Source organism: Sinorhizobium sp. KGO-5 (assembly GCF_036245905.1).
Taxonomy (GTDB): domain Bacteria; phylum Pseudomonadota; class Alphaproteobacteria; order Rhizobiales; family Rhizobiaceae; genus Sinorhizobium; species Sinorhizobium meliloti_A.
In genome coordinates, this window is record NZ_BDIZ01000002.1 from 831,136 (window position 1) to 853,127 (window position 21,992).

The window sequence follows — 21,992 nt, forward strand, 5'->3', positions numbered from 1 at the left end:
TCGCTGTTATCTTGGATCATTTTCGCGACACAGTTGACAATTTTTGGGAAAATGCCGCTCTTGTCTTGCCTCTCGCGCTCACATCGGAGGCAAATCCATGAAGCATGTTCCCTATGTCGGCTCTGGCCCATACTGCTACGCAAATTCGTTCGCGATGATGTTCGGAGGGGATGCGCCGTCAACAGCGGCCATCGAGTTCGCGACCAGCAGCCCCTTCGGTATGCAGCTCGTGGGTGGCGCGCTGCCGTTCTTCGATCCCTATGGATGGACGCCCGAAGCCGGTTTCAACGACGCCCTCGACGCGATGGGCTGGACTTCGGCCGTCACCAAGGGCGGCAGCGCGGAGGATGCGCTTGCCCGGCTCAAATCGGCGCTCTCCGACGACCCGGTCTGGGTTGGCCCGGTGGAGATGGGCTATCTTCGGCACCAGCCCGGCATGGATGGTCCCATAGGAGCGGACCACTATGTTGTCGTGCTTGCCGTTGATAACAGACAGGTGCGGATGCACGACCCGCAAGGCTATCCCTTCGCATCCCTGCCGCTGGATGATTTTTTAACCGCGTGGCGGGCGGAAACCCTCGACTATGGCGAGCCCTATACCATGCGGACCCATTTTCGCCGTGTGCGTGAGGTTGGGGAGAATGACATAATCCGGGCTTCGCTGCCCGCTGCGATGCGGTGGCTGTCGATGGAACACGCGCAGCACGTGCCAGAGGGCACCGTTGGCAATGATGAGGCCGCCGACCTGCTGGCAAGCATGATCGAGAACGGGTGCAGCGACGATCTACGTGGGCACCTGATCCACTTCGCCGTGCGCGTGGGCGCAAGGCGGCTTGCCGATGCGGCAAGATGCCTTGCCCGCGTCGGTCGATCTGACGCGGCCCAAATAGCCTCTGACCAAGCCGTTTTGATTGGCTCGCTGCAATACCCATTGGCGGTTGGGCGTGATGCAGAGGCGGCCGCCATCTTGCGAAAGCTCGCCCCGACGTACCCCCGTTTTCTATCCGCGCTTCAAGGCATGTCGCAGAAATCCTAAGTTTCGCGTCAAAATCGCCGGCGAACTCTGAGGAATTTCCGTCGCAAAAGTTAGGTGCCAAATTCGGTCCTGCGTGACCGATTTCTGCGACACGGTCATTGCTGCCTGGTACTTAGCGCCCTCGTAAGCCGCCGCTAGCACTACTCGGTAAGACGGTCCAGCAGTTCAGAAACGGCCCGTTCGTAGTTTCCATAATCCGGATCGATGTCTGCCTGCAGCGCGCTGCCGCTCGTCCCGTTCATCGCCACGGCAAGCGCCGCGCCGTGCGTATAGTCCACCAGAATATGGACCCATACCAAGGCCTGCGAAGGCGAAAGGCCAAGGTTGCCCAAGAGGCTCGCAAGGTTATCGGTGATCCGTCTAGCGTGTTGAGGGAACACGGCTGGCCGGTTGAAAATGGCAAGGGTCAAACCCGGATGGCGCACCACCTCCGACCGATATGCCCGCAACAAGCCCTCAATCCGAGATCGGACGGTTCCTCCCGAAGGTGGAGCAACATCGGCATAGACGGTGTCCGCCAATGCTCGGATCAATCCGTCCCGATCCTGGAAGTGGTGATAGATAGTCATAGGATTGACGCCCGCACGCAGGGCGACCGCGCGCATGGTGAGACTTTCAACCCCCCCAATGTCCAGCAGAGCCAGCGCCTCCGAAAGGATCTTTGCCGGCGAGACGCTTTCGTTATCGGCGCGCGGCCTGCCTCGGCTTCGCCTTGTCATTGCGCAATAGTGTAGGTCGATTGTACCAGCCCGGAAGAAAACGCGCGGGTGCTCACATGAGCGAGACGAATGTCGCGCGTGAGCGGGCCGAATAAGGGACGGCCGCTACCGAGCAGTATGGGAACGCGCGTGACCACCAGATCGCTGACCAATCCGTCCAAAAGGAAGGATTGGATGACACGTCCCCCATCGACATAGACACGACGACACCCTTCCGTTTCGAGCATCGCCATGGCTTGCTGTGGCGACTTTCCCGTGAAATGCACCTTACCTGTAAGATCGTCGGGAACCGACTGGTCCGCCAGGGTGGCTGAAAGGACGAGCACCGGGCGACTATAGAACCACGGTTTCATGTCGCGCACCGCTTCGAAGGTGCCTCGGCCCATGATTATGGCGTCGATGTCCTTGATGAAATCATTGTAGCCGTGGTCTTCGCCTGAAGCGTCATGCTCAAGCAACCATTCAATGTCGCCGTTATCGCGAGCGATGAACCCGTCCAGGCTGGTTGCAATAAAAATATGACCCGTAATCATCTCGCGCCCCTAAATTATACGACGTATAATTTATCTCCTTGTGCGAACTGTCAATACCCAGCGCGCACCGGAGCAGATCACCTACCAGACCGTCGACTTCACCAACGCTTGTTCGCTCGGACGCTCGAAGGTGGGCGGCGGAAAGGTCGTCGAAAGGCAGAAGAGGGATGAGTATCACCTCGGCCTCGATGAGAAAGGCGCACCAAGAAGGTGAACATCAAGGGCGGCACGAAGGAAGTAGAGGATCTGCAAGGATACGTGTCGGAGGCTCTGAAGGCGATCATTGGACCTTTGATGACCAAGCAACGCGGCCCGCTTATGGCAGGTTTTAGGGTCGCCGGAGCCGCGCCGGAACGGCCGACATGAAGGCGCGATCCGGCCAAGTCGGCAGCCGGCCCGAAGGGATCAAGTCGCGGCCAGGGGCTGCCCCTGACCGTATTTCTAATCAGAATTGGTCGCGGCTGTCGCTTCTCACGTCGCCGACCACCTGATGAGGAGCGTAGAGGTCGGCGCGAGCGCTTCGCCGCCAGGGCCGCGCCGGATGCTCCCGGTCAATTGTAACATCGGTGACGGAGATCGAAGTTGAGCCATCTGCCGCGCATTGGGCTGCCCAGCGGCCATCTGGCGATGCTATCCCAGCAGGAATAGCTACGCTTTGCGGCGCGTGAGCTGAGTAGCTGACCCAATACGTATTGCTGGTAGCGTGGCCTAACACCTCCGCGGCGAAAGCTGGGGCGGCGGAAGGGCTTTCGCCGGTAGTCGAGAACAGAACGCAATCTGCATCAAGCCGCTCATACTCCGTGAATAACTCTGGATAGTGTGATTCCATCCCGAGTGCGCAGCCGAACCGCACGCCATCCACTTCGAATGTCACTGGAAGTTTTCCAGGCGAATACATGAAGGAAATTTTGGTGTTCGATAGCATGCGCTCGTCGTAGCGGGTCACCAGTCTTCCGCAATCTGATATGACGTAGAGGCTATTATGCGGCCGATGAGGAGGTGTAAGCTGATGGACGGACCCAAGCACCGTCCATAGCTTCAATTTCCTCGCCAGCTCGCTGGTGGCCGCCAATTCTGAACGCAAAGTGGCCCAGTCATATCGCCCCCAGTCTGATGGGCCGATCTCCTTGGGGCCGCTCTCTGACATAAGCCGCTTGTTGGGCGAGCATGTCGCGCCTTCAGGGAAATGGATCACACGAGCGCCTGCTCTATGAGCGGCCATCATCAGGGCGCGCAACTCCGTCCCACTCGCTCGAAGCGCAGACTTGTCGCGAGGATCTTCAAATAGAGAGGTTTGCGCCACAGCAAGCCGTATTGCGTGGATGGCAAGCTTGGCCGACGGCTGGCGGATGTGGTGAAGAGCTGCGGTGTAAGATTCGCCTGTCTTTGCCGCGCGAGCGCGTACACGACGTTTGAAATTTCCGTTTTGGGTCATTGTGAGGCCTTTCACGTTCCGGACGTAGTTCCCCAGCAACCCGCCGAAACGATCGGACCAAGACAACCGACCCGAGACGTCAGTCCCTTTGCCTCTGTTCAAGACCATGCTGGGGGAGGTCTAGGAGGTTAGGCGTAGGCCACGCCGAGCGAATGATGCGCCGCCCCGCACTGATTCGTCAATCAGCATTGATCACTCGCGAAGAACGCTTCTGGCGCGCTCCTAGCCAAGGCGGTAGTCGGCCCCGGTCACCGCGCCTCTCTTTGCGCCGCGCGGACTATTTCGGAGATGAAGGCACTCTTTCCCGACGTATAACGATCCCCATCATACGGAAACTGCGCCGCAAGCTGGTTTTTCAGGGCCAGGTATGCAGCAGCCACGTCGTCATGTTGACGAAGATGATTTCGGAAAAGCATCCACTGTTCGTGGGTCTGGTTTGAGGGCGGGCAGAGGTAGACCCTGATCTGAGGCGCAGGGCGTTTCAAAAGGAAAGCCCAAACATTGTCATCGTAGCGATTGCCACGCGGTTCGAATCCAGCCTTGATGAGGTTCGCGCTTGCGTCGGGAATGTCGGCCAACCCGGATAGGGTTACATCAATGTCGAGCATCGGCTTTGCGGCCAAGCCCGGTACAGCCGTGCTGCCTATGTGGTCGACAGCCAAGACGCATTTGCCAAGCGTTGTTCTTAGCAAAGCTTCAGCCGCTGAAAAATCCTTCAACCAATTCGTATCGTAAGGGACGAGTTCGACTAAGCTCGGCATGTGCGCATCCGTCGATATGGCGAACAACCGATGTTAGCCGATCCCGCCAGTGCATGTCTTCTATCGGCACTCAGCGACATGGCCGCTGTCGGTCCTTGGCCGTCATTGCTAGTCGGCCAACCTTTTCCGATAGCGGTGAGTGGAGACGACGAACTTCTGACTGATGCCAGGCGGTGCCCAGAGAGCATCGTCGAATGTGTCGATGAGGCACCAACCCTGTCGGATGTAAAAACGTTCGGCTCGGATGTTGCCCGCTGTGCAAAAAAGCTCCGCCTGAGATACCCCGTCTTGCCGCAAAGCGTGTTCTGCGAAGCCCAACAAGGCAGACGCCACGCCGGTGCCCCGAGCGCCTACGCCAACGTAGAGTTTGACGACTTCGATCCCCATCAAGGAAACGAAACCAATCAGGTTGTCGCCTGATCGAGCAACGTAGAAAGTATCTGGCGCTTCCTTCAACCAGATGCGGAAGTGACTCTTGGTCCGGTAAACCAGAGCCTCTGGAGGAACCAGTTCGGCATGAGCGTCATGCCATCCCTGATGCCAAAGGTGAACTATCGCCTCCTCGTCTTCGGGGGCTGCTGGTTGAATGTCCATATGGCTTCGCTGTCGTTCTGAAGGATATCCAGGAAAATGGAGCTTACGTAAAGCCCCATGGATGACAACCCGAAAGACGTGGCCGCTCATGGCGCACAGGCGGCGTGACGCCGCTTTCAGAACCATGTCTGCTTTCCGCCAGGCGCGATGACTTCGGCTATGACCGACATGAAGGCGCGAAGCTGCCGATGGCGATCACGCACTCAATGGCCGCCACCGAACGTCAAATCCCCGCGCTGCCGCGCAGCGCGTCGATGACGGCCCGGAGCCCCGCTGAGATGTGCTTGCGCGTCGGATAATAGATGTAGAGCCAGTTCTCCGGGGCGATCCATGCCTCCAGGCAATTGACCAGCCGTCCGCTTGCAATATAGGGCCGCGCCCGATCCTCCCAGACATAGGCGAGTGCGACCCCGGCGAGCGCCGCTTCGATCATCAATTCGTGATCATGCAGAGCGATAGGCCCGGTCGGCTCGAACTCGACGTCGCTTCCATCGCGGTTGAACCACCATGGATAGTGCGCGCCCGTCGCGAACATGTTCCGAATGCAGACATGCTGCTTCAGGTCGTCCGGCGTGGTCGGCATCGGCCGGCGCGCGAAATAGGCTGGAGATCCGACCACGGTGAAGCGCAGCCGTCGATTGATCCTCACAGCAGTCATGCCCTCGTGCAGGCTCTCGCCGAGACGGATGCCAGCGTCGAACCCTTCCTGCACGATGTCGACGAGGCGATCGGTTGCGATGACCTCCAACACCAGTTTCGGATTCCGTTCGACCAGCGTGCCTATGATTGGTCCGAGCACGAAGGGAGCGATCGAATTCGGCGCATTGATGCGGACCTTGCCGAAGGGCGTGTCGCGGTACTGGTTGAGGGCGTCGAGTGCCGAGCCAATGCTATTGAACGCGGGGGACAGGTCCGCCAGCAGCATGGCACCGGCGTCGGTCAATGACACGCTTCGGGTGGTGCGGTTGAGCAGGCGAATGCCTATGCGAGCCTCGAGATTGGCCACGGCATGGCTGATCGCGGAGGCCGTCACGCCTCGCTCTTCGCTTGCCTTTCGGAAGCTGCGATGCCTCGCCACCGCATCGAAGGCCGCGAGTTCCGCGAGATCGGTCGTTCGCATTACTGAACCTCATTCATGGTTGATCTGAGAATTATCAATCTAATCAGTTCAATTGAAAAGGCTCAAATTGCTCCCGTCAGCCGATCGCGATTGGCGAACAAGGGAAACAGATATGACCATCATCACAGAAACGATAACGGCCGATCAGGCGCGTCACGCGATTGCCTCTGCCGGAGCCTGCGCCGAGCGGATCGGCGTGGCAGCCAAGATCGCCGTGCTGGACGCCGGGGCGCACTCAATGCGTTCGTCCGCATGGACGCCGCGGTCCTCGGATCGATTGATCTCGCCATGCGCAAAGCCCCACTGCGGCGCTGTTCGCCGTCAGCAGCGAAGCCGTGTGGAAATATTGCAAGCCGGGAGCGCCAGCGCACAACCTGGAAGCCAGCAACGGCGGCCTGGCCCCCTTTGCGGGCGGTCTGCCGATCCACGGTGCCAATGGCGCGATGATCGGCGCGATTGGCGTGTCCCGGCGTTGCAGTACCGCAAGACCTCGAAATCGCCGAGGCCGCGGTAACCGTGCACCTTGGCTGACACCCGCCTTCTGCCTCTTCCTCACGGTTCACAAAGGACCATTCCATGATCAAAACCATTCTCATCACCGGCGCTGGCTCCGGTTTCGCTGAAGCCGCCGCCATCGGCATGGCCAAGGCCGGTCACAACATCATTGCCACCGCGCAGATCGCTCCCCAGGTTGCGGCGCTACGGAACAAGGTGGCCGAACTCGGCCTCGACAATATCCGGGTGGAGAAACTCGATCTGCTCGATCCCTACGACGTGGCCTTCGCCCAACGCTTCGACATCGATGTCCTCTGGAACAACGCCGGCATCGGCGAGAGCGGTCCGATCAGCGAGATCCCGATCGACCTCGTCCGCCGCAACTACGAAACCAACGTCTTCAAGCCGCTCGAACTCACGCAGGGCTTCATCGCCAAATGGATGAAGCAGAAGAAGCGCGCGAAGATCGTCTTCACCTCATCGATGGGTGGTCTGTTCACCCCGGCCGGCTGGGGCACCTATGTGTCGACCAAGCACGCGCTGGAGTCTATCGCCGAAGCCATTGCCCAGGAGGTCGCTCCCTTCGGCATCAAGGTCCAGACCATCAATCCCGGCGCCTATCTGACCGGCTACAACGAGACGATGGCAGACACGGCGTTCCGCTGGCTGGACGACAACAGGAACTTCACCAAGCGCGATGAGCTGCGTGCCACCTTCGACGCGCTGCTGGCGTCACCGCAAGGGCACCTCGATCCACAGGAGATGATCGACCGCATGATCGCGATCGTGCCGGCGGACACGGGCAAGTTCCGCAATGTGTGCCCGCAGTTCGTTGAGGACATGCTGAAGGAAGCGCAAGCCACGGCTTGGACGGCGGAAATCTGATCCTCCCCTCAATCCCGGAGCGGCGGCCCGGCAAACGGGGCCGCTCCCTTTCACAAGGAAGTTTACCATGAAAAACTGGTTCATCACGGGCGCGTCGCGCGGTTTCGGCGCCCTCATTGCCGAACGGGCGCTGGCCAAGGGAGATGCCGTCGTCGCGACCGCCCGCAGCGCACAGGCGATCACCGATCGCTTCGCCAGCCATCCCAATCTGCTTGCCGTTTCCCTTGACGTCACGAACGAAGATCAGGCCGCTGCCGCCGCCGCTGCCGCGACCGAGCGTTTCGGCCGGATTGACATCCTCTTGAACAATGCCGGGTTCGGGTTGATGGGCGCAGTGGAGGAGGCCACCGCGGCGGAGATCGAAGCGGTGTATCGCACCAATGTGTTCGGATTGCTGAACGTGACCCGCGCGGTCCTGCCTCATATGCGCGAAGCGCGGTCAGGCCGCATCCTCAACATCTCTTCGATCGGCGGCTATCGCGGCGCGGCAGGATTTGGCGTGTATAGCTCGACTAAGTTCGCAGTCGAGGGACTGTCCGAAGCGTTGCACGCAGAGCTTGCTCCGCTCGGCATTCATGTGACGGTGATCGAGCCGGGTTATTTCCGAACCGATTTCCTCGACGCCTCCTCGCTGTCAACCAGTCCCGCCCGGATAGCGGACTATGACGGCACCGCTGGCAGGGTTCGGCGGGCTGCGCTCGAGCTCAACCATAGCCAGCCGGGCGACCCGTCCAAACTCGCCGATGTGTTGGTCGCTTTCGTCGATACGGCCAGCCCGCCGGTGCGGCTACCGCTGGGCAGCGACACCGTCGCCGCCATCGAGGCGAAACACGCCGCGGATGCCCGCATCCTCGCGGAATGGCGGAGCGTTTCGGTGTCGACCGACTTCTGATGGAAGGAGAATGCCTTCCTGAATCGCGTTAGCGCAGTGATACGTGGTGCATACCACAAATCACATTGTTGAAGCACGACGATCGCTCCCTGTCCGGCGCCCACGACCTGCAGCGTGGTCGCCGGACATGTCTGCTTTTAAGGAGCCGGCAAAGACGTACTTAAAGGCCGGGATGGGGGCGCAAAGCGGCCATGCGCGCTTCGCCTGTGAGAGTGTGCTTCGGGCCGATTTGCGCCGTAGCGCGAGCAAATTCGGATGGCTGCAACGGGTCGATCTTTCCGGTTCCCTCAGTCGCGAGAGGGTGGTGAGCGGAAGTCTGTCGAGAGGGGGCTAAGAGGCCGTTATGCGCCGTCATCTCAGGCGTTCGATGAGCCAGGGTTCAAGCCTGGAAACAGTCGGCCCGTTTTCTTGATTGTGACGATGAGGCCTTGATACGGCAAGGCGTCCTCCGGCCTTTAAGCTTGACAGAGCCTACGCACGACGCTTCAGGTAAGGTGCAGTGCCTTCTCAAGTGGTTCCAGAGCGAAGGCCACGCAGTCGGACAATGGTCGCGCAGAACCCGGGAGCTCTCTTAGCTCCCAATAGGATCCTGGCTCGCCTTTACGGCGCTCGTCAATTCAACCGCCGACCGGAAGAGCCATCGAACACATGAAGAGCGTCTGGGTTTGGGCGCACGTGGATCAGATCGCCGACGCTGATGGTACTCTCGCGGGGAAACTCTACCGTCAGCATACGCGCGTCGCCGGTTTCCAGATAGCCATAAGTCTGGCTGCCCAATCGCTCAGCCACAGCAAGTTTTCCGCCGAACCATGCTTCTTCTGGAGCGCAGACGACAAGATCCTCGGGGCGGATTCCAACGGTTGCGGTCGCGGCTCGCAGTTCATGTGCGGTCTCGTTCCCAAGCTTGATTGTGCGGCCCTTTAGCCGAACTGCGACCTCATCGCCATGGGTGACGACTTCCGCGGAGATAGTGTTCATCGTCGGGCTGCCAATGAAGCGGGCGACAAAGAGGCTGGCTGGACGGCGGTACAGCTCCAGCGGCGGGCCCACCTGCTCGACGCGCCCGGCATTCAGCACCACAATGCGGTCCGCAAGCGTCATCGCCTCGACCTGGTCGTGCGTGACGTAGACTGTCGTCGCCTTCATGCGGTTATGGAGTTTCGCGATCTCCAGCCGCATTTCTACCCGCAGCGCTGCATCAAGGTTCGACAGCGGTTCATCAAATAGGAAAGCGGAAGGCTCCCTCACGATGGCGCGACCCATTGCGACGCGCTGGCGCTGACCTCCCGATAGCTGGGCAGGTCGCCGGTCGAGAAATGGTTGGATCTGAAGGATCTCGGCCGCCTGCGCCACGCGCTGCCTGATCATTGCTTCGTCGGCTCTGCGCATCTTGAGTCCGAATGCCATGTTCTCGCGCACGCTCATATGCGGGTAGAGGGCATAATCCTGGAACACCATCGCGATGTCTCGCTGGGATGGCGGCAGCGCGTTCACCAGCTTTCCTCCAATATCGAGTCTGCCTCCGGAAATCTCCTCAAGCCCCGCAATCATGCGCAGTAGAGTAGATTTGCCGCAGCCGGAAGGACCTACGAGAACAAGGAACTCACCACTTGCTATGTCGATATCAATGTCATGAATGACCTGTAGCGAGCCATAGGATTTCCGGATCTGCGCCAAGCTGATTGCCGTCACGGTGTGGTCCTCCAAAGGTCAGCTTTTACGCTTGACCTTCATTATCGATATCAATATCAATAATCGTAGGCGAGATGGTTGGCAACTCCGCGGACGCACATGAAGTACTTTTCGGCCCAGTCACATTCGCGAGACGCAAAACCGGCGAAGTCGGCGGCCGCCTTCAATGCGCTCAAGCGGGACATCATGCTCGGAGTGCTTCCTGCCGGCGCGTCACTGACGGAACTTGATCTTGCCGCCCATTTCTCCTGCAGCCAGGGGACCGTCCGCGAGGCGCTGCTGCAATTGCAGGAGGAGGGGCTTGTGCGGCGGCAGGGACATCGGGGCACGCAGGTTTCTGAATGCACTGAAGCCGAAGCGGTGGAGATGTTCCGCGTGCGCCAGCAGATCGAGTGCAGCGGCATTCTGCGTACGCTGCAGATGCCGAGCCGTACCCTTGTTGCCGATCTAAAGGCTTTGTTCGCTGAGATGCTGCAGGCGGCGACCGTTGGTGACGAGCTTGAGCTCGCCTCTCTCGACCGCGATTTCCATCGTCGCATCTTTCAGGATGCTCAACTCCCGGCGCTGGACCCGATCTTGCACCGCTGCCTGGTGCATAATCACCGCTTCAAGATTTCACGCAGCACCAGTCCCCGCGATCTTGTCGCAACAGCGCAGCGTCACGGCCCGATCATTGAAGCGGTGGAGAGTGGGGCCGTGGAAAGGGCGAGTGAAGCACTTCGGCACCACATCGCGACCATCGTGGACCTCGGTCCCGACGTTTTCCCGGATGCGAGCCAATGAACGCGTCTCCCCACATGTCCCGGCTTTCTCCCGAAATGGCCGCGCTCCTTGACCGCGTCGCGCGAGAAACGGGCCAGCAACCGGATCCGACGACGCTGCCTCCTGCGCAGGGGAGGGCGCTGACTGCACAGAGCAATCGCCGCTGGAACCTCGATCTCCCCGAGATGGCTGCTGTGGGCGAAGCCTGGGTCGACGCGGATGAAATCCTTGGTTCTGCGCGCGTGCGGCTGAAGGTTCTCGTGCCGCCAGATCATCGGCCGGGCGCGGTCTTCTTCGTGCATGGCGGCGGTTTCGCGTTTTGCAGCCCCGAGACCCATGAGCGCTGTGCGCGCGTACTCGCGCTTGAGTGCAGCCTGCCAGTGCTGCTGCCGGACTATCGGCTGTCGCCCGAATATCCTTATCCCGCGGGCCTGATGGACATTGTCGCAGCGTTCCGCTCCGCCTTTGCCGTCACCGGCGCGTTCGGCGTCGGTGACGGCCCTCTCATCCTTGCAGGCGACTCGGCGGGTGCCAACCTGGCGCTGGCCGCCATGCTTCACGCGCAAGCCACAGCGAAGACCGCTGCGGCCGGCGCACTGCTTTTCTATGGAATCTATGCTGGCAATTTTCGTACGCAATCCTACTGCGATTTCGAGAATGGACCGGGTCTGACGACCGCAAAGATGCAACGCTATTGGCACTGGTATGTCGGCCACCGAGATATGTCAGCCGACCCCTTGGCCTGTCCGCTCGTCGCTTCGGACGAAACACTGAAGGCCCTGCCGCCACTTCACCTGATGGCCGCAGGTGTCGATCCGCTGCTTTCCGACAGCATCCTGCTGCACGCCCGCCTCAAGAGCCTCGGGCGCAGCGATACTCTGACGGTCGTGCCGGGTGTTACGCACGGCTTTCTACAGAATACCCTCGATCTGGCTGCCGCGCGGGAGGCGCTGGTGGCCGCGGGGGCGGCGGCAAAACGAATGGCTGCCGGTAACTGACGTGGGTTTTCAGAGGAGGAGACAATGAAAAACTGGAAGAAACTGGCAATCGGCGCTGCGTTCGCGACGTCGCTTCTCGCAGGCACTGCATCGGCGGAAACTGTCCGCTTCTGGTATCACTTCGACAATCCCGAAAATCCGATGGATGATCTGGTCGCCAAGTTCGAGGCCGCCAATCCGGGCATCGAGATCGAGGCGGAAAACGTTCCTTGGAACAGCTATTACGATAATCTCTACACCGCGCTTGTCGGGGGCAATGCCCCGGATGCTGCCATGGTGAAGCTGTTTGCGCAGCCGCGTCTCATCGAAATGGGAGCGCTGGAGCCGATCGGCGAGCGCATCGATGCCTGGCCCGGCAAGGCGGACCTGCTCGACAACCTGCTGGAACTCAACAAGGGTCCGGACGGCCAGCAGTATTATCTACCGATCCAGTACGTCGTGCTTTATCTCTATTATCGCGCCGACCTCTTCGAGCAGGCGGGCCTAAAGCCGCCTGCGACCTGCGAGGAGTTCCGCGACGCGGCAATAAAGCTCACCAAGGCGCCTGAGACCTACGGCTTCGGCCTGCGCGGCGGAAAGGGTGGATGGGACCAGTGGGGCGCCTTCGTGCTCTCGCAGGGCGCCAAGCTCGAGTCCGGTGGTCTAACGACGCCGGAGGCGATTGCCGCCAACCAGTGGCTGATCGATCTCTTCCAGAAGGACAAGGTCATTCCGCCATCGGCACCGAACGATGGCTTCCAGGAAATCACCGGTGCCTTCAAGAATGGCACGACGGCGATGACGATCCATCACATCGGCTCTTCCAACGACATGGTCAAGGCGCTTGGCGACAAGGTTTCCGCCGTGCCGGTGCCGGAATGCGGCGGTGGGCGCTGGACGTCCTACGGCGATGAGTCCTTGGCTATCTTCACTTCGTCGGAGGTGAAGGATGCGGCGTGGAAGTGGATATCCTTCCTGGCCGAGGGTGACAACAACGTGGCCTTCAACAAGGCGACCGGCCAGATGACCGTGACGAAGAGCGGCGCAGAAAATTGGACGCTGCATGAGCGTCGTTTCGTGGACGCGACAGTTCAGTCACTGCCGTTCGCCCATGTGCTGCCGCAGAACACGGCGACGTCGGAGTTCGTCAATACGGCCTGGCAGACGGCGATGCAGCAAGCGCTGACCGGCCAGATCACCTCCGAGCAGATGATGCAGCAGCTCGAGGCGCTATTCGCGCAGCAGTAGCCCCCGGAGCGAGCAGTCTGCGCACGCTCCACCCTTGCCATCCGCCCGCCCGAACCTCAGGGCGGATGGCTTCCGAATGCCAACTGCCGGGAACGACCGCATGACCGCGACAACCGCTCCATCTCCGACGACGCCTGCCATTCCGACGCCCTGGAGCGTGCGGCTGATGCCATACATGCTGCTGGCGCCGGCCGTGGTCGTCACGCTGTTCATCGTCTTCTTTCCCATGGCCCAGGCGGTCTTCACCAGTCTCTACGATCTTGTCCTATGGAAGCCGAACGCCAGCCGTTTCGTCGGGTTCGGGAATTATGTGAAGCTCTTCGCCGATCCCGTCTTCTGGACTGCACTCGGCAATACCGCCATCTGGATCGGCCTGACAGTGCCGCTTCAGATGGGGCTCGGCCTGTTGACTGCGCTGCTGCTCAACCGGGAATTTCCCTGGCGGGGACTTGCGCGCGCCCTCATCATCATTCCGTGGGCCCTGCCGAGCGTGGTGATCGCGTTGATGTGGCGCTGGATCTACGATCCCAATACGGGCGTCTTAAACGATATCCTCATCTATCTCTCTGTCGTGCAGTCCGCCGTGCCGTGGCTTGCCGATCCGAATCTAGCGCTTTATGCGATCATAGCGACGCTCACCTGGCAGGGCTTTCCCTTCTTCGCCGTCATGATCCTTGCCGGCCTCCAGGGAATTCCACGGAGCCACTATGAGGCCGCGTCCATCGACGGCGCCTCTCCATGGCGCCAGTTCGTGCATATCACGCTGCCTGGTATCGCCCCGGTGCTGGCGACGGCGGGACTGCTTCGCGTCATTTGGGTCGCCAATTCCATGGACGTCATCTTCGTCATGACCGGCGGCGGCCCGGGCTATGCAACCCATACCCTGCCGCTCTACGCCTTCGTCCGCGCCCGCCAGAACCTCGATTTCGGCTACGGCACGACGATCGCCGTGACTTTCACGATCCTGCTCGGCGCGATCGTCGCCGTCTATCTTGCCCGTACCATGCGGGAGGTTGAGCGATGAACAAACCCTCCACGTTCCGCCGTATCCTCACCACCGACCTGCCGGTACTCTTGATCGTGCTCTTCGCCATGGGGCCCTTCGTCTGGATGGTGCTGACTTCGCTGACGCCGACGGAGGCGCTGAACGCGACCGGCGTTTCCGTCTCGCCCGCCGGCTGGAGCCTCGACAACTATGTGCGCCTGCTCCAGCAGACCTCCTTCCTCGACAACATGCTCGACAGCCTGATCATAGCCTGCGGCACAGTGGTGCTCGGCCTTGCCGTCGCGGTGACGGCCGCCTACGCCTTCTCGCGCTTCCGCTTTGCGGGCCGCAAGCTTCTGATGTTGCAGTTCTTGCTCATCAACATGTTCCCGATCGTGCTCCTGATCTTGCCGCTCTTCGTGCTGATGCGGAAGGCTGGCATTCTCGACACCCATTTCGGCCTGATCCTCGCCAATGCAACGGTCGCCATTCCCTTCGCGGTCTGGATGCTAACGAGCTATGTCGGCGCGATCCCGAAAAGCCTTGACGAGGCGGCGATGATCGACGGCTGCTCGCGGCTGACGGCATTGCTCCGGGTCGTGCTGCCACTCACGATACCAGGCATTATCTCCACCGGCATCTACATCTTCATCACGGCCTGGAATGAATATCTCTACGCGCTGACGCTCGGCGGCAGGAACGTCCGTCCGGTCACGGTGGCGATCCAGACGCTGATCGGAGAATACCAGATCGAATGGGGCCTGCTTGCGGCGGGCGCCGTCGTCGGCGCGATGCCGGCCACCATCCTTTTCCTTCTCGTGCAGCGCCGCCTGATCGGCGGGCTGACCCAAGGCGCGGTGAAGGGCTGAACCGAGTGAAAGAGGACAGACAATGAACCCCGTCGGGTTGATCTCCATGCAATATGCGCGGCCGTTTACGTCGGAGCATTTCCCGCTGTTTTCCGAGATGAAAAGGCTCGGCTACGATTTCGTCGAGCTTCTTGTGCCTGAACCGGGCGAGCTCGACCTGAAGGAGGCGCGCCATGCGCTCGAGGCCGCCGAGCTCCAGGTCGTTCTCGCCGCCCGCGTCAACCTGCAGCGCAATCTTTCGTCGGATGATCCGGTCGCGCATCGCGCCGGCGTCGACTACCTCAAATATGCGGCCGATTGCGCCGCAGCTCTCGGCGCCACGATCGTCGGCGGGCCGCTCACGGGCAACCCGCTCGTCTTTGCCGGTCGGCCGCCGCAGCCGGTGAGCGAGGAGGAGCGCTTTTCCCGCAAGACTCGCTGCGTCGCGGGCCTGAAGGAAGCGGGCGATCATGCTGCCAGATTGAACGTCGTACTGGCGGTCGAGCCGCTCAACCGGTTCGAAAGCGACGTGCTCTGCACCACGCAGCAGGCGATTGAACTGCTCGACGCTGTCGATCATCCAGCCATCCAGCTCATGCTCGACACGTTCCACATGCACATGGAGGAAGCCTCCATTGCCGAGGCGATCCGACTCGGCGGAAAGCGCGTCGTGCATTTTCAGGCCAACGAGAACCACCGCGGCTTTCCCGGTACAGGGGCGACGGATTGGGTCGAGGTATTCCGCGCGCTCCATGATATCGGTTACGGCGGCCCTATCTCGCTCGAACCCTTCCGTCGCAACGACGACCGCTTCGGCGTTCCCTTTGCGCAGTGGCGTGCTCCGCACGAGGACGAGAGCGAACGTCTCGCCGCGAGTGCCGCATTCATCAAGTCCCACATCCTGCTTACGGAATATCGTCGATGACACTCAAGATCGGTTGGATTGGCTGCGGCGTCCACGCCACTCAGATGCTGCTTCCGCAACTCGTTCGCCATGATGTGCAGATCGGCGCGCTCTGCGACATCGACGGCAATCGTCTGACCTCGGCCGGGCGGCAGTTCGGCGTCTCAAACCTGACGAGTGATGCGGAGGAGCTCATACGCCGCTCCGACATCGACGCCGTCGGCATGGCGGTGGGGCCGGACCAGCATCTCCTGTTCGGCAAGATGGCGCTAGAGCGGGGCCTTCCCGTCTTCATGGAAAAGCCACCGTCCGGTAGCGCCGCCGGGGCACGCGAACTGCTCGCTGCCTCGGAAAAGTCGGGCAAGCCGCTGCTTCTCGGCTTCATGAAGCGCTATTCAGCAGGCAACAAGATCGCGGCCAACATCCTGCGGTCTGGTCATTTCGGCGAAATCTACGGCCTTACCGGCTACTACATGACCGCGCCCGGCTATTTCGCAGGCAATGTCGACTATACCGGCTTCTTTCTGCATCACTGTGTGCATTACATGGACCTCGTCTCCTTCCTCGTCTCCCCGGTCACCAAGCTGACGGCGCGCAAGGTCGAGAAGGGCAGGGGCAAGGTGCTCTTCCATGTGAACTTCGATTTCGAATGCGGCGCCATCGGCACGATCGCCATGGGCACCGCGCAATCGCGCGGCGCGCCCGTCGAACGCATCGAAATTATGGGCGATCACCAGCGCATCGAGGTCGACAACGTCATCGACGTACGCTGGAACCGCAACCCGCCCTTTAAGGTCGACGATCCCGCTGCCACGCTTAACGATGCCGTCGACACTTTAATCTGGAAACCCAACTTCACTGCGGCCGCCAACGAGGACCCAAAGGGTTACCATTCGCTGCTCGCCGACGTTATCCCGGCGTTAGCGGGAAATAAAACTTCGGCCCCGACGATCGCAGACGGCGTGATTGCCATGGAACGTCTCGAAGCATTGCGCCGCGAGTTGGCGTTGTAGTTTTTTAGGCCAAGGCATGACAAGGTTGCGTCACAGCGGACACTGCGCGGGTTGTCGAAGGGCGTCGCAGCGCGAGCGCATCGAGATCAACCTCAACGCCGTAACCTACGGCAGGGTGCCCGTCTCAGCCTTCTCAGCCTCTCAGTGTTGCTAAGACTATGACGATCGCGAGAGCAGTGTCCAGCACGAAGCAGAACTCGGCCATCGACCGTACGACGACTTTGTTTTTGACGTGGTGATAGACGTCCCAGCCGGCATGCGCGACCAGTCCCGCCGCTACCAGCAGCGCTCCCACAAAGGGGCTGATAAAGAGGGCCACGGTGGCTAAACCGCCGAAGGCACTCATTGCGATGGCTTGCAGCGGCAGTTCGCGGTTAGGACGTCTCAGAGCCCGGATCACGCCATAGACCGCAAAGAGGGCGGCGAGGATAAGCATCGCCCATGTCGCATCGAAAGGTATGAGGCCGAACCTTGCGACGGTGATCACTACAACCGATAGCAGGAATACCGGCCAGGAAACCCACGGAATCTCCAAGGCAGCCGCTGCCAGGTACACGAGGCCCGAGGCGACGACGATCGCAGCCAAGTCCGTGCCGTGCTCCGAACCATTGAGCAGATCGACCGAAACGAAAGCCGCGAATGCCAGGCCGATAGCCGTGGGCCACCATTGTATCGACTGCCAGCCCGACGTGGGGGATTCGGGCGCTGACTTTGATGGTTGCGATGCTTCAGTCATGATTACTCCTCCCTGCGGTGGTGGTCCTTGGCCGACCACCGGTGTGAACACTAGCAGGCACACAGAGTTGGCAGGAATGACAAAAAGATGGTAATTCCTGCCAGTGCCTTATCATATCGTCATTGTCGTCTATCAAGACTTCGAATTGCTGGATGCGACCGGCCCGGCTTCCGTTTTCGCATCCGCCAACCACGCACTCGCAGAGGATGGGGAGCCTGGACGCTATGCCGTGCATTTGGCCTCGCCGACCGGCGGTGCGGTGCCTAGTAGCAGCGGGGTCATCGTCGAAACCAAAGCATTGGCGAAGGTGCCACGAGAGGTTGACACAATCCTGGTGGCCGGGGCCGAGGCCGGCGCGGTCACGGCAGCAACCCGGACGCCGGAACTAGGGCGGTGGTTGTCGCGGAGCGCCTCGTCCGTCAGACGACTCGGGTCGGTTTGTGCCGGCTCCTTTGTGCTCGCAGCGGCGGGACTGGTGGACGGTAAGCGTGTTGCCACACACTGGAGCGCCTGCGAAGCGCTCGCGCGACTCTACCCCTCCCTTACGGTCGACGCCGATGCACTCTATGTCGTCGACGGCAACGTCTGGACATCGGCGGGAGTAACCACCGGTATCGACATGGCCCTCGCCATGGTCAGCGAGGATCTCGGCAGCGCGCTTGCCAGTCGGGTCGCCAAGCGCCTAGTCCTCTACGCACGCCGTCCCGGCTATCAGTCTCAGTTCAGCCCGCTGCTGCGTGCCCAGGCGAAAGCCGATGCTCCTCTCGCAGATCTCCTGGTGTGGGCACAAGCCAATCTCGATACCGCGCTGGATGTGCCGAGCCTTGCAGCCAGGGTTGGCCTCTCGGAACGGACGTTTTACAGACGGTTTGTCGCCGCGATCGGCGAGACGCCGGCACAGTATATCGAGACCGTGCGGCTGGACGCGGCGCGTATCTTGCTCTCCCAAGAACTTCCGTTGAAGGAAATCGCAAGGCGGGTGGGGCTTGCGCCGACCGCACGCTTCACGCAGGTCTTCCAAAGACGCTTCGGGGTGACGCCGCGACTCTTCCGTGAGACCCATACGAACAGGTGAGCCTTGTTAGACGCAAAGCTCAGCTGAACTCATAATACAACAAATGTCCGTCAATTGGGCCTAATGAGGCGAGTGAAGTGAAACGAACGGAAATGGTTATCTCTTCAAGCGCAGGACCATGATTAACTCGTCATTCTCCGCATCGTGACCCAGTAAGCCGTTCGGAATGCGGCCAACCTCTAGGAATCCGTGACGCTGATAGAAGCGTATCGCTGCCGAATTCTCGGCATTTACGGCAAGCTCCAGCTGCAGTGCTCCGCGGTCTCGTGCATGCTCCGTAACCTCATGCAAAAGGGTTGCCGCAACCCCGGTCCCTCGTTCGCCTTTCCGCACATACACGCTGACAAGCCTTGCACGATGCGCCATTTTCCTTGCACGCTCAAATCTTAGCCCCATCATGCCGACGGGCTCACCATTCAAGAACGCGGCGAAAACTGGCTGGTCGAGATGTCGCCGCCATTCGCGGTCGGAGAGATGGACCCAATCGCCATATACACTCGCAAACGAAAGCGGTTCATGTGAAAGCGCCTCCAGGCGTATGCGGCGAAACACGTCTACGTCCCGGACTGACAGGCGTCTGATTACCGCCTCTTCTTCAATCGACACGTCGACCTCCAACAAAAGTTCCAGGTCAGGTCGGACGAAATCCCAGCATCGAAGCCGCTCAGCATCCTCGATCACGAGCCCGACCACTGCCACTCCTCGGACCCCAAGGTGATAGCTCCGCTGGCGATGTGCCCTGAAAGGTCCGCCCAAATCGGATCGCTGATGAAACTTGCGAGGTCACCGCTCGATTGCACCAAAGGCATCGCCGCGTATGTTTCAAGAGGCGTCTCGGCTCCTCTGAAGAGCTTGATCTCCCGGAAGGGATTGCCGTTGAGAGGCTTCAAGACACGATGGCCCCAAAGCCCAGGTTGGTCGTCTTCACGCATTTCGGTCAGGAAATCGAAATCACCCGATCGCTCAAGCCCGATGGCGGTGAGATAGCGCATAAGCGGGTAGTAGATCGTCTGGCGACATCCCCCAAGCGCTCTCACGCCGGGCAAAATGGAAGTCACCAGGAACACAGTATAGAGGCTCGGCACGATCGCTCGCTGCCGAAGCGCCGCAGCGATGCTGTCCGGCCGGAACTTCACTTCGAAGTCCGACGGACACTTGGCCCTGAGGGCGTTGTCCTGGAGGCGGAGCGGAACAATCCTCCCTTTTTCCATGCGCCAGAAGAGATCGGTCGTCCTGCGGACCCAACCCTGCCACGGTCCAATGTTCAGGCGATCCATGGAATCCAGGATGCTCTCGGCGACCTTTCCGTCTCCGATGAAATCAGCCGACATCCAGGATCCAGCGTCTTCGAGATGGTCGGCGACCAGGTCTGCGATGTCGAAATCATCGAGCTGAAGCAGCTTGATGGGGGAGGGGAGCTTGCCGCGCCAGAGGGTTTGATTGGCCGCCCTGATTGCGTCGGTCGCAGAAGCAAATTCCTCCGACGGCAGTTCGCCGAGGAGACCGGCGGCAGTGGCATTTGGTGCCGGATCGCCTTTGGCATTCGATAGCGCGAAGCGATAGGGACCATTCAACCCGCAGATGCTGAATGAATCCATTCGGCTCCGGGGTAAGCCGAAGACGTTGAGGGGCTCGTCTTGAAGCCAGAGCCAGCCGGGACCCTTCTTTGCCTTTTCCGAGAAACTGACCGTCGAGGCATGATAGGTGATGTACCATTCGCGGCCATGGGCCTGCAGGCCTAGCAGGCTGAACAGATGCGTGTAGAACGCATCCGGCTCGATCAGCAGCAGGCAATGCGGACCGGTCTGCAGTACCGGTGCCCCCATCAACTGAAGGCTGGCGCTTCGAGCTTCCTCAGGGTCGTAACCGGATCTGAGAGCTGCCCGCTCGACGCAACGGCATAGCAGCTCCATTGCATGGCGACGCGCGCAACACTCGGAATGGAATTTCTCGACGTCGTGGGCAACCGACGCGTAGTGTCGAAGGGGACATTCCCAATAGGAGGTAAGATGCGGCATCAAGGCAGACAACGTGCGGCGCACGTCGGCTGCGCTGCAATGTTCGCCGGCCTTTCCGATTATCGTCATTTCATGACGCCGAGCTTGGGGGCGAGCAGCATCATGGTATTCGCGCTACGCCACGTCAGATCAGGAGCCAAGGCCTCTGCCTCGGTATCGATGATCGCCGCTGGCAATCGTTCGTAGCAATAGTTCGGTGGAATTGCCGGCTTCACCATCAGCGAAACCAATTCCAACATGGAAGCGCGGGAGTTGGATGACACGATGGTGTAGAAATTCCCGCTGTTCCAGGTCAGCACTGAGTATCGGAAAAACGCCCGCAGAGCGGCTACCGTGGTCGCCAGATCGACTTGAAGATCCGTCATCGTGTTAAGGACTTCATCCTTTTTCTTGGAGATGTGACCTGTGGAGAAGAATCGGGTCTTGAAAAGCTCGTCCTTCTGCCGCTCGCGTTCCTCATAGATGTCGTGGTCTTCATGCGCGAGCTTCTGCACCTGCACGAGGAGACCGCCAGACCGGATGCGAGGAACAACGAACTCCAGCTGCTTTAGCCGATCACGGTCGTACATCTGAAACGTCGTGTCTTCCAACAGCACGTCAAAGCCGCCCCGAAATGGGAGAAGATCCTTGTCGGTCGCGTATCGATCGTCGTCCAACTCAAAGAATGGGCCGTGGAAGAAGTGCGCGTGCTCGCTTCCCCGGTTCGCGAAGAACGACGCTCGATTGGCTGCGGTTGGACTGCAGCAGAGCGCCTCGATGCGACCATCGCCAAGCGTGGCGAGCGTGCGCGCGAGGCAACCGGTGCCCGTGCCCAGCGTGTATATTGTCGTTGGGGAGGCGTTGCGCGCCCAGGTCCTTAAGGCGAAGGAAAGTAGTGCAGCACCCAGACGGCACTCCTCTTCAAGCCTATAGGGAATACTGGCAAAGTAATGGCTGTCAAAAGGACCCCAAAGACGCCGATGCGTATCCGCGAAAATTGCGCTCTCGAGATCAAAGTCGAGCAGGCTCATGTCGATTTTCGGTTCGGCAAGGTCCGGTGCTCCACCCTTTCCGCTGGCGGTTCTTTCGAAGAACTCTGCGAACGCGGTAAGTCTGGGAGCATTCCGCCAATGTTCAATAGTTATTCGATCCACCATCGCTACCTCCCGATATAGCCGGCGGGTGGCGTGCTTCATCTCAGCCATCGTCGAGATGTTTTATTTGCCGCCCGCATCTGCCATGCGTGAGCTTCTGATCTCATCTGTGGACCCAGGGGAGCGGGTAG

22 protein-coding genes and 1 pseudogene are annotated in these 21,992 nt (G+C 60.3%); 12 read left to right on the plus strand and 11 right to left on the minus strand.

Annotated features, from left to right (window positions below; translation table 11 throughout):
• Positions 1–97 precede the first annotated feature (97 nt).
• The gene (locus tag BHD07_RS13215; RefSeq protein WP_324765161.1) at positions 98–1,036 is read left to right on the plus strand and encodes a hypothetical protein; all 939 of its coding nucleotides are present in this window, start codon (positions 98–100) and stop codon (positions 1,034–1,036) included.
• Between the two features lie 140 nt (positions 1,037–1,176).
• Here BHD07_RS13215 and BHD07_RS13220 read toward each other — a convergent pair whose 3' ends face one another.
• The 6 genes from BHD07_RS13220 to BHD07_RS13245 form a co-directional block, all read right to left on the minus strand.
• On the minus strand, positions 1,177–1,755 hold the full coding sequence (locus tag BHD07_RS13220) for a TetR/AcrR family transcriptional regulator (protein WP_338280648.1): 579 nt from the start codon (positions 1,753–1,755) through the stop codon (positions 1,177–1,179).
• A complete protein-coding gene (locus BHD07_RS13225) occupies positions 1,752–2,288 on the minus strand; it encodes a dihydrofolate reductase family protein (protein WP_338280650.1) in 537 nt (178 codons plus the stop codon). The genes BHD07_RS13220 and BHD07_RS13225 overlap by 4 nt, the downstream gene beginning before the upstream one ends.
• 445 nt (positions 2,289–2,733) lie before the next feature.
• Complete coding sequence (locus BHD07_RS13230) at positions 2,734–3,723, minus strand: carbon-nitrogen hydrolase family protein (protein ID WP_324765164.1); 990 nt, start codon at positions 3,721–3,723, stop codon at positions 2,734–2,736.
• A 248-nt stretch (positions 3,724–3,971) separates the two neighbouring features.
• A complete protein-coding gene (locus BHD07_RS13235) occupies positions 3,972–4,484 on the minus strand; it encodes a GrpB family protein (RefSeq protein WP_324765165.1) in 513 nt (170 codons plus the stop codon).
• A gap of 108 nt (positions 4,485–4,592) precedes the next feature.
• Complete coding sequence (locus BHD07_RS13240) at positions 4,593–5,204, minus strand: GNAT family N-acetyltransferase (protein WP_324765166.1); 612 nt, start codon at positions 5,202–5,204, stop codon at positions 4,593–4,595.
• Between the two features lie 97 nt (positions 5,205–5,301).
• The gene (locus BHD07_RS13245; RefSeq protein WP_324765167.1) at positions 5,302–6,198 is read right to left on the minus strand and encodes a LysR family transcriptional regulator; all 897 of its coding nucleotides are present in this window, start codon (positions 6,196–6,198) and stop codon (positions 5,302–5,304) included.
• A 112-nt stretch (positions 6,199–6,310) separates the two neighbouring features.
• On the opposite strand from BHD07_RS13245, the pseudogene BHD07_RS31910 reads away from it, so the two are divergent.
• From BHD07_RS31910 to BHD07_RS13260, 3 genes and pseudogenes are all read left to right on the plus strand, one after another.
• Positions 6,311–6,729: pseudogene (locus tag BHD07_RS31910) on the plus strand (GlcG/HbpS family heme-binding protein).
• Positions 6,730–6,774: 45 nt separating this feature from the next.
• Positions 6,775–7,578, plus strand: a complete 804-nt coding sequence (locus BHD07_RS13255; RefSeq protein ID WP_275598390.1) for an SDR family oxidoreductase — start codon at positions 6,775–6,777, stop codon at positions 7,576–7,578.
• A 67-nt stretch (positions 7,579–7,645) separates the two neighbouring features.
• Complete coding sequence (locus tag BHD07_RS13260) at positions 7,646–8,470, plus strand: oxidoreductase (protein WP_324765169.1); 825 nt, start codon at positions 7,646–7,648, stop codon at positions 8,468–8,470.
• A gap of 612 nt (positions 8,471–9,082) precedes the next feature.
• Here the strand turns inward: BHD07_RS13260 and BHD07_RS13265 are convergent.
• Positions 9,083–10,162: an ABC transporter ATP-binding protein gene (locus BHD07_RS13265; protein WP_324765171.1), complete on the minus strand. Its 1,080-nt coding sequence runs from the start codon at positions 10,160–10,162 to the stop codon at positions 9,083–9,085.
• A gap of 186 nt (positions 10,163–10,348) precedes the next feature.
• On the opposite strand from BHD07_RS13265, the gene BHD07_RS13270 reads away from it, so the two are divergent.
• From BHD07_RS13270 to BHD07_RS13300, 7 genes are all read left to right on the plus strand, one after another.
• A complete protein-coding gene (locus BHD07_RS13270; protein WP_324765415.1) occupies positions 10,349–10,945 on the plus strand; it encodes a GntR family transcriptional regulator in 597 nt (198 codons plus the stop codon).
• Positions 10,942–11,922, plus strand: a complete 981-nt coding sequence (locus tag BHD07_RS13275) for an alpha/beta hydrolase (protein ID WP_324765173.1) — start codon at positions 10,942–10,944, stop codon at positions 11,920–11,922. The genes BHD07_RS13270 and BHD07_RS13275 overlap by 4 nt, the downstream gene beginning before the upstream one ends.
• A gap of 24 nt (positions 11,923–11,946) precedes the next feature.
• Complete coding sequence (locus tag BHD07_RS13280) at positions 11,947–13,149, plus strand: ABC transporter substrate-binding protein (protein ID WP_338280658.1); 1,203 nt, start codon at positions 11,947–11,949, stop codon at positions 13,147–13,149.
• A 100-nt stretch (positions 13,150–13,249) separates the two neighbouring features.
• Positions 13,250–14,173: a carbohydrate ABC transporter permease gene (locus BHD07_RS13285; RefSeq protein ID WP_018098108.1), complete on the plus strand. Its 924-nt coding sequence runs from the start codon at positions 13,250–13,252 to the stop codon at positions 14,171–14,173.
• Positions 14,170–15,003 (plus strand): carbohydrate ABC transporter permease, encoded by an 834-nt coding sequence (locus BHD07_RS13290; protein WP_338280661.1) that lies wholly within the window; start codon positions 14,170–14,172, stop codon positions 15,001–15,003. Before BHD07_RS13285 ends, BHD07_RS13290 begins: the two co-directional genes overlap by 4 nt.
• Before the next feature lie 22 nt (positions 15,004–15,025).
• Entirely contained in the window at positions 15,026–15,907 is an 882-nt protein-coding gene (locus tag BHD07_RS13295; protein WP_338280663.1) for a sugar phosphate isomerase/epimerase family protein, read from the plus strand.
• Positions 15,904–16,899 (plus strand): Gfo/Idh/MocA family protein, encoded by a 996-nt coding sequence (locus BHD07_RS13300; RefSeq protein ID WP_338280665.1) that lies wholly within the window; start codon positions 15,904–15,906, stop codon positions 16,897–16,899. Before BHD07_RS13295 ends, BHD07_RS13300 begins: the two co-directional genes overlap by 4 nt.
• Positions 16,900–17,032: 133 nt before the next feature.
• Here BHD07_RS13300 and BHD07_RS13305 read toward each other — a convergent pair whose 3' ends face one another.
• A complete protein-coding gene (locus BHD07_RS13305) occupies positions 17,033–17,635 on the minus strand; it encodes a hypothetical protein (protein ID WP_029961246.1) in 603 nt (200 codons plus the stop codon).
• A 103-nt stretch (positions 17,636–17,738) separates the two neighbouring features.
• Here BHD07_RS13305 and BHD07_RS13310 point away from each other — a divergent pair, with 103 nt between their 5' ends.
• Positions 17,739–18,710 carry a GlxA family transcriptional regulator gene (locus BHD07_RS13310; RefSeq protein WP_338280669.1) on the plus strand — a complete coding sequence of 324 codons (972 nt, stop codon included), beginning with the start codon at positions 17,739–17,741 and terminating at the stop codon, positions 18,708–18,710.
• 96 nt (positions 18,711–18,806) lie between these two features.
• Here BHD07_RS13310 and BHD07_RS13315 read toward each other — a convergent pair whose 3' ends face one another.
• From BHD07_RS13315 to BHD07_RS13325, 3 genes are all read right to left on the minus strand, one after another.
• Positions 18,807–19,328 (minus strand): GNAT family N-acetyltransferase, encoded by a 522-nt coding sequence (locus BHD07_RS13315; RefSeq protein ID WP_416385311.1) that lies wholly within the window; start codon positions 19,326–19,328, stop codon positions 18,807–18,809.
• A gap of 59 nt (positions 19,329–19,387) precedes the next feature.
• On the minus strand, positions 19,388–20,623 hold the full coding sequence (locus BHD07_RS13320) for a hypothetical protein (protein ID WP_338280950.1): 1,236 nt from the start codon (positions 20,621–20,623) through the stop codon (positions 19,388–19,390).
• 170 nt (positions 20,624–20,793) lie between these two features.
• Complete coding sequence (locus tag BHD07_RS13325; protein ID WP_338280672.1) at positions 20,794–21,864, minus strand: class I SAM-dependent methyltransferase; 1,071 nt, start codon at positions 21,862–21,864, stop codon at positions 20,794–20,796.
• Positions 21,865–21,992: the final 128 nt, after the last annotated feature.

Excerpts from the sequence above, each read along its gene's own strand:
- BHD07_RS13300 (WP_338280665.1), top strand. The coding sequence starts at position 15,904 with ATGACACTCAAGATCGGTTGGATTGGCTGCGGCGTCCACGCCACTCAG.
- BHD07_RS13270 (WP_324765415.1), top strand. The coding sequence starts at position 10,349 with ATGCTCGGAGTGCTTCCTGCCGGCGCGTCACTGACGGAACTTGATCTT.
- BHD07_RS13320 (WP_338280950.1), bottom strand. The coding sequence starts at position 20,623 with ATGGAGCTGCTATGCCGTTGCGTCGAGCGGGCAGCTCTCAGATCCGGT.
- BHD07_RS13220 (WP_338280648.1), bottom strand. The coding sequence starts at position 1,755 with ATGACAAGGCGAAGCCGAGGCAGGCCGCGCGCCGATAACGAAAGCGTC.
- BHD07_RS13305 (WP_029961246.1), bottom strand. The coding sequence starts at position 17,635 with ATGACTGAAGCATCGCAACCATCAAAGTCAGCGCCCGAATCCCCCACG.
- BHD07_RS13240 (WP_324765166.1), bottom strand. The coding sequence starts at position 5,204 with ATGGTTCTGAAAGCGGCGTCACGCCGCCTGTGCGCCATGAGCGGCCAC.
- BHD07_RS13290 (WP_338280661.1), top strand. The coding sequence starts at position 14,170 with ATGAACAAACCCTCCACGTTCCGCCGTATCCTCACCACCGACCTGCCG.
- BHD07_RS13285 (WP_018098108.1), top strand. The coding sequence starts at position 13,250 with ATGACCGCGACAACCGCTCCATCTCCGACGACGCCTGCCATTCCGACG.
- BHD07_RS13275 (WP_324765173.1), top strand. The coding sequence starts at position 10,942 with ATGAACGCGTCTCCCCACATGTCCCGGCTTTCTCCCGAAATGGCCGCG.
- BHD07_RS13295 (WP_338280663.1), top strand. The coding sequence starts at position 15,026 with ATGAACCCCGTCGGGTTGATCTCCATGCAATATGCGCGGCCGTTTACG.
- BHD07_RS13225 (WP_338280650.1), bottom strand. The coding sequence starts at position 2,288 with ATGATTACGGGTCATATTTTTATTGCAACCAGCCTGGACGGGTTCATC.
- BHD07_RS13260 (WP_324765169.1), top strand. The coding sequence starts at position 7,646 with ATGAAAAACTGGTTCATCACGGGCGCGTCGCGCGGTTTCGGCGCCCTC.
- BHD07_RS13215 (WP_324765161.1), top strand. The coding sequence starts at position 98 with ATGAAGCATGTTCCCTATGTCGGCTCTGGCCCATACTGCTACGCAAAT.
- BHD07_RS13280 (WP_338280658.1), top strand. The coding sequence starts at position 11,947 with ATGAAAAACTGGAAGAAACTGGCAATCGGCGCTGCGTTCGCGACGTCG.
- BHD07_RS13325 (WP_338280672.1), bottom strand. The coding sequence starts at position 21,864 with ATGGTGGATCGAATAACTATTGAACATTGGCGGAATGCTCCCAGACTT.
- BHD07_RS13245 (WP_324765167.1), bottom strand. The coding sequence starts at position 6,198 with ATGCGAACGACCGATCTCGCGGAACTCGCGGCCTTCGATGCGGTGGCG.
- BHD07_RS13235 (WP_324765165.1), bottom strand. The coding sequence starts at position 4,484 with ATGCCGAGCTTAGTCGAACTCGTCCCTTACGATACGAATTGGTTGAAG.
- BHD07_RS13230 (WP_324765164.1), bottom strand. The coding sequence starts at position 3,723 with ATGACCCAAAACGGAAATTTCAAACGTCGTGTACGCGCTCGCGCGGCA.
- BHD07_RS13255 (WP_275598390.1), top strand. The coding sequence starts at position 6,775 with ATGATCAAAACCATTCTCATCACCGGCGCTGGCTCCGGTTTCGCTGAA.